At 28.4% G+C, this 17,236-nt stretch carries 14 protein-coding genes and 1 pseudogene; 10 read left to right on the forward strand and 5 right to left on the reverse strand.

The features are described from left to right. The first annotated feature begins 92 nt into the window (after positions 1-92). The 3 genes from ACH2BC_RS09445 (at position 93) to ACH2BC_RS09455 (ending at position 3,764) form a co-directional block, all read left to right on the forward strand. Positions 93-293 (forward strand): hypothetical protein, encoded by a 201-nt coding sequence (locus tag ACH2BC_RS09445; protein WP_395053748.1) that lies wholly within the window; start codon positions 93-95, stop codon positions 291-293. Positions 294-295: 2 nt separating this feature from the next. Then, on the forward strand, positions 296-1,555 hold the full coding sequence (locus ACH2BC_RS09450; RefSeq protein WP_395053749.1) for a hemolysin family protein: 1,260 nt from the start codon (positions 296-298) through the stop codon (positions 1,553-1,555). Between the two features lie 106 nt (positions 1,556-1,661). Further along, positions 1,662-3,764: a peptidylprolyl isomerase gene (locus tag ACH2BC_RS09455; protein ID WP_395053750.1), complete on the forward strand. Its 2,103-nt coding sequence runs from the start codon at positions 1,662-1,664 to the stop codon at positions 3,762-3,764. Between the two features lie 54 nt (positions 3,765-3,818). Here ACH2BC_RS09455 and ACH2BC_RS09460 read toward each other — a convergent pair whose 3' ends face one another. Both ACH2BC_RS09460 and ACH2BC_RS09465 read right to left on the reverse strand, forming a co-directional pair. Then, the gene (locus ACH2BC_RS09460; RefSeq protein ID WP_395053751.1) at positions 3,819-4,733 is read right to left on the reverse strand and encodes a GYDIA family GHMP kinase; all 915 of its coding nucleotides are present in this window, start codon (positions 4,731-4,733) and stop codon (positions 3,819-3,821) included. A 113-nt stretch (positions 4,734-4,846) separates the two neighbouring features. Beyond that, a pseudogene (locus tag ACH2BC_RS09465) lies at positions 4,847-6,175 on the reverse strand (hydroxymethylglutaryl-CoA reductase, degradative); the annotation flags it as partial. A 155-nt stretch (positions 6,176-6,330) separates the two neighbouring features. Here ACH2BC_RS09465 and ACH2BC_RS09470 point away from each other — a divergent pair. From ACH2BC_RS09470 to ACH2BC_RS09500, 7 genes are all read left to right on the forward strand, one after another. Continuing rightward, on the forward strand, positions 6,331-8,499 hold the full coding sequence (locus tag ACH2BC_RS09470; protein ID WP_395053752.1) for a S9 family peptidase: 2,169 nt from the start codon (positions 6,331-6,333) through the stop codon (positions 8,497-8,499). A 2-nt stretch (positions 8,500-8,501) separates the two neighbouring features. Continuing rightward, positions 8,502-8,978, forward strand: a complete 477-nt coding sequence (locus ACH2BC_RS09475) for an ORF6N domain-containing protein (RefSeq protein ID WP_395053753.1) — start codon at positions 8,502-8,504, stop codon at positions 8,976-8,978. Between the two features lie 16 nt (positions 8,979-8,994). Beyond that, complete coding sequence (locus ACH2BC_RS09480; RefSeq protein WP_395053754.1) at positions 8,995-9,222, forward strand: hypothetical protein; 228 nt, start codon at positions 8,995-8,997, stop codon at positions 9,220-9,222. Then, entirely contained in the window at positions 9,197-9,643 is a 447-nt protein-coding gene (locus ACH2BC_RS09485; protein WP_395053755.1) for a putative toxin-antitoxin system toxin component, PIN family, read from the forward strand. The genes ACH2BC_RS09480 and ACH2BC_RS09485 overlap by 26 nt, the downstream gene beginning before the upstream one ends. Before the next feature lie 3 nt (positions 9,644-9,646). After that, entirely contained in the window at positions 9,647-11,365 is a 1,719-nt protein-coding gene (locus ACH2BC_RS09490; RefSeq protein ID WP_395053756.1) for a peptide MFS transporter, read from the forward strand. Between the two features lie 76 nt (positions 11,366-11,441). Further along, positions 11,442-13,160 carry a peptide MFS transporter gene (locus ACH2BC_RS09495; RefSeq protein WP_395053757.1) on the forward strand — a complete coding sequence of 573 codons (1,719 nt, stop codon included), beginning with the start codon at positions 11,442-11,444 and terminating at the stop codon, positions 13,158-13,160. Positions 13,161-13,216: 56 nt separating this feature from the next. Then, the gene (locus ACH2BC_RS09500; protein WP_395053758.1) at positions 13,217-13,750 is read left to right on the forward strand and encodes a thioredoxin family protein; all 534 of its coding nucleotides are present in this window, start codon (positions 13,217-13,219) and stop codon (positions 13,748-13,750) included. Between the two features lie 8 nt (positions 13,751-13,758). Here the strand turns inward: ACH2BC_RS09500 and ACH2BC_RS09505 are convergent, their stop codons facing one another. The 3 genes from ACH2BC_RS09505 to ACH2BC_RS09515 all read right to left on the reverse strand — a co-directional run. After that, positions 13,759-15,777, reverse strand: a complete 2,019-nt coding sequence (locus ACH2BC_RS09505; RefSeq protein ID WP_395053759.1) for a ComEC/Rec2 family competence protein — start codon at positions 15,775-15,777, stop codon at positions 13,759-13,761. Positions 15,778-15,823: 46 nt separating this feature from the next. Beyond that, a complete protein-coding gene (locus ACH2BC_RS09510; RefSeq protein WP_395053760.1) occupies positions 15,824-16,474 on the reverse strand; it encodes a C40 family peptidase in 651 nt (216 codons plus the stop codon). Between the two features lie 42 nt (positions 16,475-16,516). Then, on the reverse strand, positions 16,517-17,236 hold a 720-nt coding region (locus ACH2BC_RS09515; protein WP_395053761.1), incomplete at its 5' end, for a lipid-A-disaccharide synthase.

Genomic DNA, 17,236 nt, shown 5'->3' on the forward strand with positions numbered 1-17,236 from the left:
TTGTCTTATGGTGAAGGTGTAGATTTTAGTAAAGATTTTAAAATAATAAATTCGCAAAGAATATCTGGCGAAGTACAAAACTCTAATTAATTATGAAATACCTTAATTTTACAAAATATATTTATTTAGTTCTTGGATTTGTAATGCTTTACGATGCGTTTTCTAAATGGAATAATCCCGAAAAACCTTGGTTAAGTGTCGCATTTGCAGTAGTTGCATTTTTTCTATTCTTTTTTAGAAACAGATTTGCTAAAAAATTTGAAGATAGAAACAACACTAATCAACCTAAATAATAATGGAAATAGGAGTAATTGTATTGTGTTTATTACTTTGCGCCTTCTTTTCTGGAATGGAAATTGCCTTCATTTCATCTAATAAAATTTATCTTGAAATAGAAAAAAAACAAGACAACTTTCTTTCTAAAATACTTACTAAACTTACCGAAAAACCATCTAAATTCATTGCTACAATGCTAGTTGGAAACAATGTTTCAATGGTAGTATATGGGTTTTTTATGGGAGATTTAGTAATGAAATGGATAAAATCTTTAAACTATAATTTTTCCGATTTTACCAATTTATTAATTCAAACAGTAATTTCTACATTAATAGTTTTACTAACTGCCGAGTTTTTACCTAAAGTTTTTTTTCAAATATATGCCAACACTATTTTAAAAATTTTAGCAATTCCGGCGTATGTTTTTTATAAAATTTTATATTTTTTCTCTTCATTTATAATTTGGATTTCGGATATTATTTTAAAAAAATTCTTCAATACTCAAGGTGATTATGTGCCCTCTTTTTTTAGTAAATCAGAATTAGGAAACTACATAAACGAACAAATGAGTACCGTTGAAGATCATGATAATATAGATTCTGAAATTCAAATTTTTCAAAACGCATTAGAATTTTCTGGTGTAAAAGCTAGAGATATAATGACGCCACGAACCGAGTTGGTTGCAATGGAACTATACGATTCTGTTACAGAATTAAGAGAATTATTTATTAAAACAGGATATTCTAAAATTTTAATTTATCAAAATTCACTAGACGATATAATAGGTTACGTACATTCATTTGAATTGTTTAAAAAACCTAGAACCATAAAATCTATAATGATTTCAGTAGAATATATTCCAGAAACTATTTTTATTAAAGATGGATTAAATTTATTAACTAAAAAAAGAAAAAGTGTAGCTGTAGTTTTAGATGAATATGGTGGAACATCTGGTATTGTTACTGTTGAAGATATTATTGAAGAACTTTTTGGTGAAATTGAAGATGAACACGATGAGGATGAAAAACTTATAGAACAACAATTAGACGATAAAAACTATATTTTTTCTGCAAGATTAGATGTAGCATATTTAAACGAGCAATACAAACTTTCTATTCCAGAAAATGATTCTTATGGAACATTAGGAGGATTTATTGTAGATTTTACAAAAGAAATTCCGTTAAAAGGAGACGATATAACAATTGATAACTATCATTTTAAGGTTGAAGAAGCTACAAATACAAAAATTGATGTAGTAAAAATGACCATTTTAGAGTAGGAATAAAAAAAATCGACTTTTTAACGTAAAATATATCCATAAACTATAATTATTTAATAGATAATTGTATTTTCGCAAACTGAATTAAAAATTAACAAATATAAAAATGGCAGTTTTATCAAATATTAGAAAAAGATCAGCGCTTTTGATAGGTATTATAGCATTTGCTTTATTAGCATTTATTGTGCAAGATTTGTTTTCAAACGGTTTTAAAAGTCAATCTAACGAAGTAGGAAGTATCAACGGAAAGGATATAGCATTTGACGATTTTAGAATAAAAGTAGCAAATACTGAAAAAAATCCAGGTCAAAACGGACAAACTCCTACAACAATTCAAGCAGCAGAACAAGTTTGGAATCAAGAAATAGCAGTAGCTTTAATTTCAGACCAATTTGAAAAAGCTGGAATTAAAACTACAGACAAGCATTTAATTGATAATCTTAAAAAAGATCAAAATATTGGACAAAATCCAGCGTTTTTAAACGAATTAGGAAAATTTGATTTAAATAAATTTAAAGAATATTTTAAATCTAATCCACAGCAAAAAGAATTTCTTGAAAGTAAAGAAAAAGATGCAGAAATAAACTCAAAGTTTGCTATTTACAGCACTTTGATAAAAGCAGGAATGTACACAACAGCTGCTGAAGGTAAGTTTAAATATGAAATGGAAACTAATAAAGTTAACTTTGATTATGTTGCTGTGCCATATTCTTCCATTAAAGATAGCGATGTAAAAGTTACCGATGCAGATATTTTAGAATATGTAAAGAAAAATGAAAAACGTTACAAAGCAGAAGAAACGCGCGAAATAGAATATGTTTTAATAGAAGACAAACCATCCAAAGCAGATCAAGATGAAGTTAAAGCTAAAATTGATGGATTGTTAAATGGAAGTATTGTCTTTAATACACAAACTAAAGTTAACGATACATTACCAAGTTTTAAAAATGCTACAAATGTTGCAGAATTTGTTGGAGCAAATTCAGAAGTTCCTTATGATTCTACTTATGTTGCTAAACAAGATTTACCAGCACAATTTGCAGATGCATTATACAATTTGCCAGCAGGTGAAATTTACGGACCTTATATTAACGGAAACTATTACAGTCTTTCTAAATCTATGGGTAAAAAATCTGGAGCTAAAGCTAAAGCAAGTCACGTTTTAATTAGTTGGGAAGGAATTCAAGGTCCAACTCCAAAAGAAAAACGTACTAAAGAAGAAGCTAAAGTAAAAGCAGATGCAATATTAGCAAGAGTACTTGCAAATCCTGGAAGTTTTATGATGGAAGCATTGACTAATTCTGATGATTCATCGGCTCAACAAGGTGGCGATTTAGGATATTTTGGACCAAACCAAATGGTTAAACCTTTTAACGATTTTGTATTTAATAATTCAATAGGAAAAATTGGTTTGGTTGAATCAGAATTTGGTTACCATATTATAAACGTTACAGACAAACAAGATGCTGTTAGATTAGCAACTGTAGCTGTAAAAATTGAACCATCAGAAACTACCACAAATACTATGTATACAAAAGCAACCAAATTTGAAATGGATGCTAATGAAAAAGATTTTGCAGCAGTTGCTAAAGCAGAAAAGTTAACAGTAAATCCTGCAATTAAAGCAAAACCAATGGATGAAGCATTTGGAGCTGTTGGAAACCAAAGACAAATTATTAAATGGGCTTACGATAAAAAAACTAGTGTTGGTGACGTTAAAAGATTTGAAGTTGTTAACGTAGGAAACGTAATTGCAAGACTTAAAAAGGTTAATGAAAAAGGATTAATGACCGCCGAAGATGCAAGACCACTTGTTGAAGGTATCATTAAAAATAAAAAGAAAGCCGAAAAAATAATGACAAAAATGTCTGGAACATCTCTAGAAACTATTGCTAAAAATAATAAAACGACAGTTTTAAACAGTGCAGCATCTACAGTTGATAATGCTGTTTTGCCTAATGTTGGTATGGAAACTAAAGTTGTAGGTACAGCATTTGGATCAGCAGTAAATAAAGTTTCTGCTCCAATTGAAGGTGCAAGCGGTGTTTATGTTGTAAAAACTAAATCAGTTACTAAAGCGCCAAAATTGCCTAAGTATGATGATTTCGTAAATAAATTAAAAGGAAATGCAGCGCAAGGAGTTGGCAGAGTTTTACCAGCTTTAAAAACAAATGCAGACATTAAAGATAGCAGAGTAGATTTTTATTAATAATCTATTTTCATTACAATAAAGAAATCCTGAGCAATCAGGATTTTTTGTTTTTTACAATATCATATCTTTATAAGGTAGAATTATTGTAAATCCTTTTTTGGTAAAATATTCTGTTGGATTTTCTTTAGAAATTACCATAACAAAATCTCCACCCCAAGCACCAAGACTTTTTATTATACCATTAAAATCATAAAATAATACTTCTTGAACCGTTTGTAATTCTAAAATCAAACTCATTTCTGCTTCGTGTTTTTTTAATGCTTCTGCAAATTCTAATTCACTTTCAGTTTTAATAATTAGTTTAGTAATTGCATTAATTTTTTCGATAGTTTTCGATACAGATGCTTGCTTTTTATAATAAGATGCAATTGCCGATTTACTACTTTGTTTTTTATTAAGATATACAAAATAGATATTTTTAGTGAAATTTGGCTCAAATATTATATTTTCAACTACAGGTTTATCATCAATTATTTGATAAAGAATTGGAGTATTATTTTGAGCGCAAGCAATGTCGTAACCACTTCCACCAAAGCTGTTTTTAAGTAAAGTAAAAGCATCAATGTTCAACCATTGCGCAATATTATTAATTAAGGTAGAAGAAGTTCCCAAACCCCAAAATTTTGGAAAAGTTAATTCAGTTGAAATAGTATAACCATCAGAATTTTTAATGAAATTAGAATTTAAATTATAAGCTTCGTGCAAAATTTCTATTAAAGTATTTTTGATGTTTTTTGTATCATCAAACTGTTCTTTGCTAACTATTGATGCAAACTGAATTGTATCTTTAAACCAAATACTTCCATCAGCATCAAAACTTGTCCAATTAAAAACTTTATTTTGAGCTTCTTCAACAATTAAATTCTGACCAAATTTTGTAGGTAATGCCAATGCTTTTGCACCATCAAGAACTATATATTCTGCTGTTATTAATAGTTTTCCGTTACTGTAGAATTCTTTTTTCATTTATACTGAACTTGTTTCAGTATCTTTTAATACTAAAACTATTTAATTTATATTATTTAGTGCTAAATTATTAATCTTTTTTGTCACTATATCTTACTGAGTTTTTCTAAGTGTTATTTCCTTAAATTTTCAATAAATTCAACTACTGCCGAATGTGATATTGCATTATTTTCAAAATGGGTTTTTATCAATTTACGTTCTTCATAAGATGTCTCAAACTGATTTAAAATATTATTAATATGCATTTTCATATGTCCTTCTTGAATTCCAGTTGTAGTTAAAGAGCGCAAAGCAGCAAAATTTTGAGCCAATCCAGTAACAGCAACCAACTGCATTAATTCATGCGAAGATGGTTTTCCTAAAATCTCTAAAGCCATTTTTACCAATGGATGCAACGAAGTTAAACCACCAACTGTTCCTAAAGCTAATGGAATTTCTAACCAATAAGTAAAAATATCATTTTCAATTGTAGCATGAGATAAACTAGAATAGTTGCCATTTCTTGATGCATAAGCGTGAACTCCAGCTTCTACAGCTCGAAAATCATTTCCTGTAGCAAGAACTACAGCATCTACACCATTCATTATTCCTTTGTTATGAGTTACAGCTCTAAAAGGTTCAACTTCTGCAATGCGAATGGCTTGAATAAATTTCTCGGCAAATTCTCTTGGATTAGAAATATTTTTATCTACTAATTCTTCAATTTTACAAGAAACTTCAGCTCGAACAATGCAATTAGGAACATAATTAGATAAAATACTCATTATGACTTCAATATTTTTCTCATTTTCAGTAAAATCAGAAAAAAGTAAAGCTTCTTCTTTCAAAGTTTTAGCAAATTGTTCTAAACATGAATTTATAAAATTTGCTCCCATACTATCTTTAGTTTCAAAAGTAGCATGAATTTGATAGTAATTTTCTAGATTATTAGTTTTATTTCTAAGTTCAACATCTAAAATTCCACCACCACGTTTTTGCATATTTTTAGTAATGCTTTCAGTAGAAGAAAAGAATTTATTTTTTGTTTGAGAAAAGAATTTTTCTAGTTTTTCTGAATCACCTTTGTAAATAAAATGTACTTGTCCAATTTTTTCAGAGTTTAAAACTGTGGCTTTAAATCCGCCACGAGTACTCCAATATTTTGCCGATTTAGATGCAGCAGCAACTACAGAACTTTCTTCAATTACCATTGGAATTGAAAAATAGTTTCCGTTTACAAGAAAATTTGGAGCAATTCCCAATGGTAAATAGAAATTGGTAATAGTATTTTCTATAAAATCATCATGTAATTTTTGCAAATTATCATCGCTATTCCAGTATTGTTTTATTATTGAAATGGCTTCACTTGGGTTAGAAAAATACTCTTTTGCAATCCAATTTATTTTTTCTTCTTTACTTAGTTTAGAAAATCCTGCAATGGCGTTGTTCATGTTGAAATGATTTTGGCTATATTTTTGTAAAGATACGCTTTACATTTTATTGTTATATTTCGTTTTAGATAAAAATATTAGATATAAAAATTGCATTTAACATAAAAAAATACCTTTATTTGCAAATTTTTCACTAAAATTGGTGTTGTTTATAATTAATTAAAAAAATGAAATCAATTAAACTTTTTACACTACTATTTTTAGTAAATATTTCGGTAGTTGCGCAGCAAAAAATAACTATTGAAGAAATATATACAGGTGCTTTTCGAACCAAAGGAATGGACGAATTACAAGCAATGAAAAACACCAATCAGTACACCATTTTAAATTCTGATAAAGCTTCTAAAAGTCAGCAAATAGATTTGTACGATTATGCAACTCTCAAAAAAGTTACTACTTTAATTGATACAAAAAGTTTTCCAGCATTGTCAGATGGAATTGATAGTTACACTTTTAGTAAAGACGAAAAGCAAATTTTAATTGCTAACAATACCAATCCAATTTTTCGCCATTCGTTTACTGCTGATTATTATCTTTATAATTCAACTACAAAAGAATTATCTAAATTGTTTGAACAAGTTCAAGAACCAACACTTTCTCCAGATGGTTTAAAAGTGGCTTTTGCCAAAGCAAATGATTTATTTGTTTATAATATTGCATCCAAACAAACAGTTCAAATTACTTCTGACGGAAAGAAAAATTCAATTATCAACGGAATTACTGATTGGGTTTATGAGGAAGAATTTGCATTTGTAAAAGCATTCGACTGGAGTACAGATTCAAAAAAAATAGCATTTATACGTTTTGACGAAAGTGAAGTTCCAGAATTTACAATGAATATTTATAAAAAAGAATTGTATCCAACGGTTGAAACTTTTAAATATCCAAAAGCTGGTGAAAAAAACGCTACAGTTTCACTACATATATATGATGTTAATGCAAAATCTAAAAAAGACATCAATCTTGGCAATTACCAAGATTTTTATATTGCAAGAATGAAATGGACAAACGATGCCAATATTGTATGTATTCAAGTTTTAAACCGTCATCAGGATAATTTAGATTTACTATTTGTAGATGCAACTACTGGAATTGCTAAAGTTGTAATGAATGAAAAAGACAAAGCTTATGTTGATGTAACTGATAATTTAACCTTTTTAAAAGACAATAGCTTTATTTGGACATCAGAAAAAGATGGTTTTAATCACATTTATTTATTTGATAAAACAGGAAAATTAAAAAATCAAGTTACCAAAGGCAATTGGGAAGTAACTTCTTATTATGGTTTTGACGAAAAAAATAAAACTATTTATTATCAATCGGTAGAAAACGGATCAACAATTCGTGATGTTTACAAAATTTCGCTTAACGGAAAAACGAAAGTAAAATTATCGCAACAAGTAGGAACGAATTCTGCAACTTTAAGTCCTAATTTTGATTATTTTATCAATACTTTTTCTAATGCAACTATTCCAACAAATTACACTTTGAATAATTCTAAAGATGGAAAACAAGTGCAATCTATTGTTAATAATGATGCTTTATCAGAAAAATTAAAAAAATATAATCTTCCAAACAAAGAATTTTTCGAACTTACTACAGAAAAAGGAAACAAATTAAACGCTTGGATGATTAAGCCAAAAGATTTTGATGCAACCAAGAAATATCCAGTTTTTATGTATCAATATTCTGGTCCAGGTTCACAAGAAGTGGCAAATAATTGGTTAGACACCAACGATATGTGGTTTATGATGTTGTCACAAAATGGATATATTATTGCTTGTGTTGATGGTCGTGGAACTGGCTTTAAAGGTGCAGCTTTCAAGAAAATTACTCAAAAAGAATTAGGAAAATATGAAGTTGAAGACCAAATTGATGCTGCCAAAGTAATAGGAAATTATTCTTATGTAGATAAAACTAGAATTGGTATATTTGGCTGGTCGTATGGTGGATTTATGGCGAGTAATTGTATTTTAAAAGGTTCAGATGTTTTTAAAACAGCCATTGCCGTTGCGCCAGTTACCAATTGGAGATTTTATGACAGCATTTATACCGAAAGATATATGCAAACGCCACAAGAAAACGCCAGTGGATATGACAGTAATTCGCCAATAAATTTTACCGATAAATTAAAAGGAAATTATCTTTTAATTCACGGAACATCAGATGATAATGTACACGTTCAAAATTCTATGCAAATGATTGAAGCTTTAGTGCAATCCAATAAACAATTTGATTGGGCACTGTATCCAGATAAAAATCACGGAATTTATGGCGGAAAAACCAGAATTCAATTGTACTATAAAATGACGAATTTTATTAAAGAGAAGTTGTAGGAATGCAAATAGTTTCGATTCAAAATAAAATTCATGAGATAAACGGAATTAAAGTTATGCTCGATTGTGATTTAGCCGAACTTTATGAAGTTGAGACTCGTGTTTTGAATCAAGCGATTAAAAGAAATATTGAAAGTTTTCCTGAAGATTTTATGTTCAGATTGACAAAAGAGGAATGGGAAGAACTGTCGTCATCGTCAGCATTTTCGTTTTCATCATCACAAACTGTGATGATGGATTTACCAAAAAATAGAACTGGAAAATACCTGCCTTATGTTTTTACAGAACACGGAGTTACAATGTTAGCAAGTGTTTTAAGAAGCCCAAAAGCAAGAAAAATGAATATCGCGATTGTTAGAGCTTTTGTGGCATTAAGAAGAACCTTGTTAAATATAAAAAATTTTCAAATTCAAATAAAAGATTTGGAAACTAAATACGACAGCCAATTTGAAGATATTTTTGAAGCAATACAATTTTAATGATAAATAAATAAATATGGAAACAATATCAATAAATATTATAAACCCAAAGGCAAGAAAATTGATTGCAGATTTAGTTGATTTGGATTTGATTGAAATAAATGATCCAAAATCTACATTGAGAAGACTACTACAGAAAACTCGTAAATTTTCGGACGAAGCTCCAAGTATGAAAGAAATTACAACCGAAGTGGAAATTGTTAGAAAAGAGATGTATGATGAAAAAACAAAAAATAGTGATTGATACTAATCTTTGGATTAGTTTTCTCATTTCAAAAAAATTAAGTTCATTTCTTTTTATTATAGAAAGTAAAATCATATTGTTATACTCAAATCAACTAATAAATGAAATTGAAAAAGTGGTAAATCGACCTAAATTTGTAAAATATTTTGATGCTGAATCTGTTGGATTAATTTATGAGTTATTTGAAAACGAAGGTGAAAAAATTGAAATTACTTCACAAATTGATACTTGTCGCGATTTAAAAGACAATTTTTTGCTAAATTTAGCGGTTGATGGTAATGCACATTACTTATTAACTGGAGATAAAGATTTATTAGTTTTAGAAATAATTAATAAAACTAAGATAATTACAATTACTGATTTTATGCTAAATAAAATTAAAGTAAAACATACCAACCTAACCAATAATAAAAACAATTAAAAAATGAATGAAACAACAGTAAAAACAGGACATCCAAAAGGACTTTGGTATTTATTCGGAACCGAAATGTGGGAACGATTTGGGTATTATTTAATGCTCGGAATATTTTCGCTTTATATGATTGATGGATGGAATAATGGAGGAATGGGATTTGATTCTGCAAAAAAATCAGATATTTACGGAACTTATTTAGGATTAGTTTATTTAACTCCTTTTATTGGCGGATTGTTAGCAGATAGAATTTTAGGTTACAGAAGATCAATTGTAATTGGTGGATTAATGATGTCTACAGGATATTTTTTACTATCAATTCACAGCACAACAACTTTTTATATTGCCTTACTTTTTATAATTCTAGGAAACGGATTCTTTAAACCAAATATTTCAACACTAGTTGGAAACTTGTATAGTGGTGAAGACATGAAAGACAAAAAAGATGCTGGTTACAACATCTTTTATATGGGAATTAACATCGGAGCTTTCATTTGTAATTTTGTTGCTGCTTACATGAGAATCAACTATGGTTGGGGACATGCTTTTGCTGCAGCTGGTGTAGGTATGTTAGTTGGAGTCGCAATATTTTTATTAGGTACAAAACACATAAAACATGTTGACATTATTAAACCAGTTCAAGCTGGTGATATGCCAACTACCAAAATATTAGGATTAACAGTTCTTCCAATGTTTATTTTTGGAATAATTGGCTACATGATACCAGGAAATTTTTTAGGTTCAGATACTAATGATGCTTTTATAATCGGATGTTTGCCTGTAATAGGATTCTTTATTTATCTTGCATTTACAGCAGAAGCTAAAGAAAGTAGAGCAATAAAAGCACTATTGGCAGTATTTACATGTGTAATTTTATTCTTTGCAATTTTTCATCAAAATGGAGATGCATTAACCGTTTGGGCAGAAGATCATACTGATAGAAATATGCCAGCAGCAGTTTCAAATGTTGCCGATAAAGTAGGAATGGCACAAGTTGTTGTAAATAATGATATTGTATCGTCAGACCAAGCCACATTTGATACAACTATTAAAGAAATGCGTGCTAAAGAAGAAGCAATGCCTGCAGTTTCTGCTGAAGAATTAAAAGCTAAAGGTGCTTTTTCAAATGAAATAGGTCAATTAGAAAGTTCTAGAAAATACTTTGCTACTTTACCTGGAGATCAAGTTCCTGCAAAAGGAACAAATTTAAAATTGTATTCAACAGAATTATACCAATCAATCAATCCGTTTTGGGTAGTTGTTTTAACTCCGTTAATAGTTGGGTTTTTTGGTTTTATGAGAAGAAAAAAGAAAGAACCAAGTACGCCAACAAAAATATTTTTAGGTTTAGTAATTACTGCATTATCAGCATTAGTAATGGTTGGAGCTGTTTTTGCGACTAACGATATGACAATGAAAGCTAGTTCTTGGTGGTTAATTGCATCTTATGGTGTTATTACAATTGGAGAGTTATGTCTTTCTCCTATGGGATTATCACTGGTTTCTAAACTTTCACCACCAAGAATTACAGCATTAATGATGGGAGGATTTTTCTTAGCAATTTCTGTAGGTAATAAATTATCTGGAATGTTATCGTCACTATGGGAATCAATGCCAGAAAAACAAAATTTCTTTTATTTAAATTTCGGATTAGTGTTAGCAGCAGCAGTTGCATTATTCCTAATGTTAAAATGGCTAAATGGTGTTATGAGAGAAAATAATGTTCAATAAAATTATATAAAATAAATTTCAAAACCTCTGATTTTTCAGAGGTTTTTTTATATTTGTTACCAAACTAAATTTAATTATGGAGAACAGTCTTACACTTGAAGAAATACAAAATTTTAAAGGAAAATATCCTAAGCAATTATGGCATTTGTTTATGGTAGAAATGTGGGAAAGATTCACTTTTTACGGAATGAGAGCTTTATTAGCATTATACATTTCACATTTAATACTTACTGCGGATTATAATCCATTATCAATTAACGAATTAGAATCTAAAAAAATTGAATTTCAAAAATTGAATAAAGAAGAATTATCTCAGGATCATCCTCGATATTATATAGAAACCTCGCAACAAAAATATCGAGACGATGCAGAAAGTACCTCCAATAAAAAGTATGGATTAATTCAAGCTTTTATTTATGCAATGGCATTTGTTGGCGGAATGTTTGCTGATAGAATTTTTGGCTTTAGAAAATCTGTTTTTTGGGGTGGAATTTTGATGGCAATTGGGACTTTTATTATGGCAATACCAGGAGCATTTTCTTTTTATTTGGGAATTAGTATACTTATTGTTGGTAATGGATTTTTTAAACCAAATATATCAACAATGGTTGGTTCTTTATATAAAGATGACGATCCAAGAAGAGATGCAGGTTTCTCATTATTTTATTCAGGTATAAATATAGGAGCTTTACTTAGTGGACTTACAATTGCTTATATTGGTACATCAGTTAGTTGGTCTTTAGGTTTTGCACTTTCAGGAGTTTGTATGTTAATGGGTTTGGGATTATTTATGAAAACTCAAAAGCATTTGGGTCCAATTGGTCTTCCTCCATTTCCTGAAAAATTATTTGAAAAATCAGCTTTAGGAATTTCTAATAATTTGATGGTTTATCTAGGTTCATTATTATTTATTCCTTTTTTCTTTATTATGGTGTATTATCCATTTGATATTGATTTTACATTTCTTTTTGGAAATTTGAAAGATGCTAACGGTGTGTTTTTAAAAGATGAATCTGGAAATTTATTGCCTTATTTAGTTCAATTTAGTGATTTGTTTATGATTACAATTGCAGTTATTATTTTGACTTATTTAGGAATAATTTTGTCAAAAGTTAAAAAAGAAGAATTCGGGAAATTACTTGTAGCAATCATTTTGATATTATTTTCTGCATTATTTTGGTCGTTTTTTGAACAAGGTGGTGGTTCTTTAAATTTCTTTGCTAATGGAAATGTAAATAGTCAAGGATTAAATATGACTCAAGTTAATAATTCTATTAATGCTCTCTGGGTTGTAGCTTTAGCACCAGTAATAGGTTTTTTATGGATTTATTTAAGTAAAAAGAAGGCAGAACCAAATACAATAGTAAAATTTGGACTAGGATTTTTAATTTTAGGATTAGGATTTTTAGTTTTTTACTGGAGTAAATTTTTAGCAACTCCCAATGGATTAACACCACTTTGGACGTTCCTTTTTGCCTATTTAGTAATAAGCGTTGGAGAATTGTGTTTGTCACCAATAGGATTATCAATGATTACTAAATTATCTCCAAAAAGATTAACAGGAATGATGATGGGAACTTGGTTTTTAGCAAGTGCTTATGGTCAATATGGTGCAGGATTGATTGGTGCAGCTTTAGCAAAAGGTGATTCTACTGGAGAAAATTTAACCAATTCTCAAAAACTTATTCAATATACAGATGGATATCAAAGCATTGGATATATTGCAATTGGAGCTGGAATTTTATTAATCCTTATTTCGCCACTATTGAAGAAAGTTATGCAAGAAGTAAAATAAATTTCTTATTTTCGGCATTATTTTTGAAAACAAGTTTAACAACATAAAAATATAAAATGAAAAAAGTAACAATAGTACTAATTCTTTTTCTTGCAAGTTTTTCATCATATGCGCAAGAAGAGTTAACATGGCATACCGATTTAAACAAAGCAATTGAAATTTCTAACCAAGAAAGCAAACCTCTTTTTCTATTTTTTACAGGTAGTGATTGGTGTGGTTGGTGTATTCGTTTGCAAAAAGAAGTTTTTAAAACTCCAGAATTTATTGCTTGGGCTAAAGATAAAGTGGTTTTAGTAGAACTTGATTATCCTAGAAATAAGCAATTACCTCAAGAAATTAAAGATCAAAATTTGAAATTGCAACAGACATTTGCCGTTCGTGGTTATCCAACAGTTTGGTTTGCAAAACCTACATTATTAGATAATAAAATTAATTTTGAACAACTTGGAAGTACTGGTTATTTAGCTGGTGGACCAACTGTATGGTTAAAAACAGCTAATGAAATCATTAGTAAATTTGTTCCAAACCCAAAACCAACAAAAAAAGAAGTTAAAGCCGCTAAGAAAAAAGTTACTAAGAAAAAAGCTTAATTTTTAGTTTATAATTTATAGAATCCCTTTTCGCCAGTCGCGTGAAAAGGGATTTTTTCTTTCTCACAAGTAGCTTTCCAAATTTTTATATACGATTTAAAATTAGAAGCATCAACAACAACTTGCTCTGGTTTCCAAGATTTAAAAACACGTTCCAAACTCAACTTTGGAGAATGTGTCAAAATTAAGATATCTGGTTTTTTATCATTCAAATAAACGGCTGAACTGTCTAATAATAATATTTTTTTTCCTTTAAAATAAAACAAGTTTCCAATAGATTTTTTATTTTTAATGGAACAAAAATTCGCTACTAAATAAGATTTTATTGCCAAATTATCAGATACATTTTTCAATATACTATCATTACTATATAGTGAAACTCTTTGTCCTTTTCGTTCTGTAATTATTGACGTTTTACTCTTGCTAAAAACTATAAATTCAGTTGCTTTTTGGTTGTCATATTTTGTGTAAATGGTAACTATTTGAAACAAAATAATACTTAAAAATGCAAAAGATAATTTTTTAAATGATGGTTTTTGAAACCAAATTATCCATCCAAAAATTAAAAAATATCCACAAATCATCATTAAAGTTGATACAGAAATATCTTTAAAAATAAAATTTTCAAACGATGCAACCCAACTAATAATTTTGTTTAAAATAGAAATGCTAACTTCTAATAATTTCATCATTGGAAACCAAACAACATCAAATGCAGCAAGTGATAATACTAAAACTCCTAACGCTAAAATAAAAGTTAATGCTGGTAAAATAATTAAATTAGTGATAAAAAATAATCCAGGAAATTGATGAAAATAGTAAATTGTTATTGGTAAAGTTCCAATTTGTGCTGCAAATGAAACTGTTATTATTTCCCAAAAATAATTTATGAATTTGCTTTTTGGAGTCCAAATACTTGCTAATAAAGGTTGTAACCAGATGATGAAAAATAAAGCAACATAACTCAATTGAAAACCAATGTCAAACAAATAAGATGGTTCTACAAGTAAAATCAGTAAAATTGAAATCATTAAAGTGTTATAAATATTTACTGTTCTTCTTAAATACAAACCAACGGCAACAAAGGAAAACATAGTAACTGACCGAATAACACATGGTGCAAGTCCAGCCAAAATCCCAAAAAGCCACAACGAAATTAATGCAATTATTAGTTTTAAGGTTAAACCAAATTTAGTGTTTGGAATTGGTCTGAGAAGGAAAGTAATAAATAGTAGAATAAATCCAACATGTAAACCAGAAACTGAAAGTACATGAATTGCGCCAGCATATTGATAATCTTGTACAACTTCTTTAGAAATATCTTGTTGTTGACCAAGAATTAATGCATTTACAACACTTAATTCTGACTTTGAAAATCCATTTTTCTCGAGGTTTACAATTATTTTATTTCTAATTTTTGAAGCATAAAAGTTTAAATTTTTATCTTCAATAGTACTAATTTTAATATCTTTTAAATCTGCATAAATTTGAGCATAAATTTGCTTGTTTTCTAGATATTTTCCATAATCAAATTGATTGGGATTGTTTGGATTTCTATTTTTATAAAAACTTCCTTTTACTTTTAAATGCGAACCAATTGCAATAGTTGGCAAAACAGTTTCTTTTCTAATGTTTAAAATTAATTCGCCAGTAGATAATGTGTCATTTAAAGAAGTTATTTTTACAATATATCTATCGTTTTTAGTAGTGTTTTTTAGTTTTTCTAAAACAGTTAAATCAGAATTATAAACTTCATTAAAAGCATTGATTTTGTACAAATAATGATTTAAATTTCTAGTTTCGTTATTACAAATTAAAGAGAATGAACCTATAAAGAATGCTGTTGTCAAAGCAAAAACACCAAAAAATTTCTTTTTAAAAGTAAAAAACGAAACAACTAAAATTAGAAAGTTAGCAATAAGTAATGAAATAATTATTTCAAAAGATACTGATGAAAAATGGGAGAATAGTATCCCAAAAAGAAAAGAAAAAGTAATTTTTATTAAAGGAAATTGTAATACTTTCATTACTCGAAAGTATGCAATTAATTTAAATTAACAAGAATATTAATATTTATTCTATAATTCTGTTAATTTGAGCAATACAATTACTATAATATGATTCATTTATTGAAGAAATAATAACACCTTTACTTGATGAAGAATGAATGAACTTAATTTCATTATTATCAACATCTACAATCATTCCAAGATGATTTATAATTGTTTTACCATTGGTTTTAAAGAAAATAAAATCGCCTTTTTTAGCATCATTGGCTTCAATAAATCTTCCAATTTTAGACATGTCGATAGATGTTCTTGGTAAAATAATATCATTATTTTTAAATGTTGTGAATATTAGACCAGAGCAGTCGTAACCTTTTTTAGTAATTCCGCCAGATTTATAAGGACTACCAATGTTTTTTAAGGCATCATCAACCAATTGATTACATAATTTTTTGGCATTATTAGATGATAAAACTACATCATAATTATAATTACTTACAACAAGTTTTTTGTTAGGTACAATTTTTATAACTTCAATTTCTTTAGAATCTTTTTTGTCAATTCTGGCTTTTTGTTCTTCAGATTTTTCCTTTAAAACTATAAATTTATTAGAATTGGTTTTTAAAGTTGTTTTTTTAGAAGTCGAAACAGTTGATGAGGTTGATTTGCAAGATGCAAAAAGAAGTAGAAGTAGTAAAGAATAGAGTAGTGGTTTCAAATCAAATGGTTTTTAATAAATAACGTTTCAAATTTTAAATTGTTATTTAACAGCTTCAATTATTAAAGATGCAGTTTTTTTACTTGCGCCATAACCGCCTAATTTTTGTTCTAATTCTTCATATTTATCTAAAACTTTTTTTCTGTTAGTTTTATCTAACAATAAATTTAATTCTTTTTTGATGTTTTTACTTGTACATTTTTCTTGAATCAATTCAGTTACAACTTCTTCATCCATAATTAAATTTACCAGTGAAATGTATTTTAATGTAATTAATCGTTTGGCAATTTGATAAGAAATCCAACTTCCTTTATAGCAAACAACTTCTGGTACTTTAAACAAAGCAGTTTCTAAGGTTGCAGTTCCAGAAGTTACCAAAGCTGCATAGGAATTCTCAAGTAAATCATACGTTTTATTGGCTACAAAACTTATATTTTTACCATTTAAAAACTGTTTGTAAAACGAAAATTCTTGACTTGGCGCGCCAGCAATTACAAACTCATACTCTTGAAAATCGTTTACAACACTCAACATAATAGTTAGCATTTTAGAAATTTCTTGTTTTCTACTTCCAGGTAAAATTGCGATTATTGGTTTGTTAGATAAATTATTTTCTAATCTAAATAAATTTTCATCCGATTTTTTTCTGTCTTGAATGGCATCAATTAATGGATGACCAACAAAATTTACAGAAAAATTATGTTTCTTTTCAAAGAAATCTTTTTCAAACGGAAGAATTACAAATAATTTATCAAAATCGCG

It is taken from the genome of Flavobacterium sp. (assembly GCF_043760115.1).
In the GTDB taxonomy this organism is placed as follows: Bacteria; Bacteroidota; Bacteroidia; order Flavobacteriales; family Flavobacteriaceae; genus Flavobacterium.

Bases quoted from the DNA above. Each gene is read 5' to 3' on its own strand.
- ACH2BC_RS09445 (WP_395053748.1), top strand. From the start codon at position 93: ATGAAATACCTTAATTTTACAAAATATATTTATTTAGTTCTTGGATTT.
- ACH2BC_RS09450 (WP_395053749.1), top strand. From the start codon at position 296: ATGGAAATAGGAGTAATTGTATTGTGTTTATTACTTTGCGCCTTCTTT.
- ACH2BC_RS09455 (WP_395053750.1), top strand. From the start codon at position 1,662: ATGGCAGTTTTATCAAATATTAGAAAAAGATCAGCGCTTTTGATAGGT.
- ACH2BC_RS09460 (WP_395053751.1), bottom strand. From the start codon at position 4,733: ATGAAAAAAGAATTCTACAGTAACGGAAAACTATTAATAACAGCAGAA.
- ACH2BC_RS09470 (WP_395053752.1), top strand. From the start codon at position 6,331: ATGAAATCAATTAAACTTTTTACACTACTATTTTTAGTAAATATTTCG.
- ACH2BC_RS09475 (WP_395053753.1), top strand. From the start codon at position 8,502: ATGCAAATAGTTTCGATTCAAAATAAAATTCATGAGATAAACGGAATT.
- ACH2BC_RS09480 (WP_395053754.1), top strand. From the start codon at position 8,995: ATGGAAACAATATCAATAAATATTATAAACCCAAAGGCAAGAAAATTG.
- ACH2BC_RS09485 (WP_395053755.1), top strand. From the start codon at position 9,197: ATGAAAAAACAAAAAATAGTGATTGATACTAATCTTTGGATTAGTTTT.
- ACH2BC_RS09490 (WP_395053756.1), top strand. From the start codon at position 9,647: ATGAATGAAACAACAGTAAAAACAGGACATCCAAAAGGACTTTGGTAT.
- ACH2BC_RS09495 (WP_395053757.1), top strand. From the start codon at position 11,442: ATGGAGAACAGTCTTACACTTGAAGAAATACAAAATTTTAAAGGAAAA.
- ACH2BC_RS09500 (WP_395053758.1), top strand. From the start codon at position 13,217: ATGAAAAAAGTAACAATAGTACTAATTCTTTTTCTTGCAAGTTTTTCA.
- ACH2BC_RS09505 (WP_395053759.1), bottom strand. From the start codon at position 15,777: ATGAAAGTATTACAATTTCCTTTAATAAAAATTACTTTTTCTTTTCTT.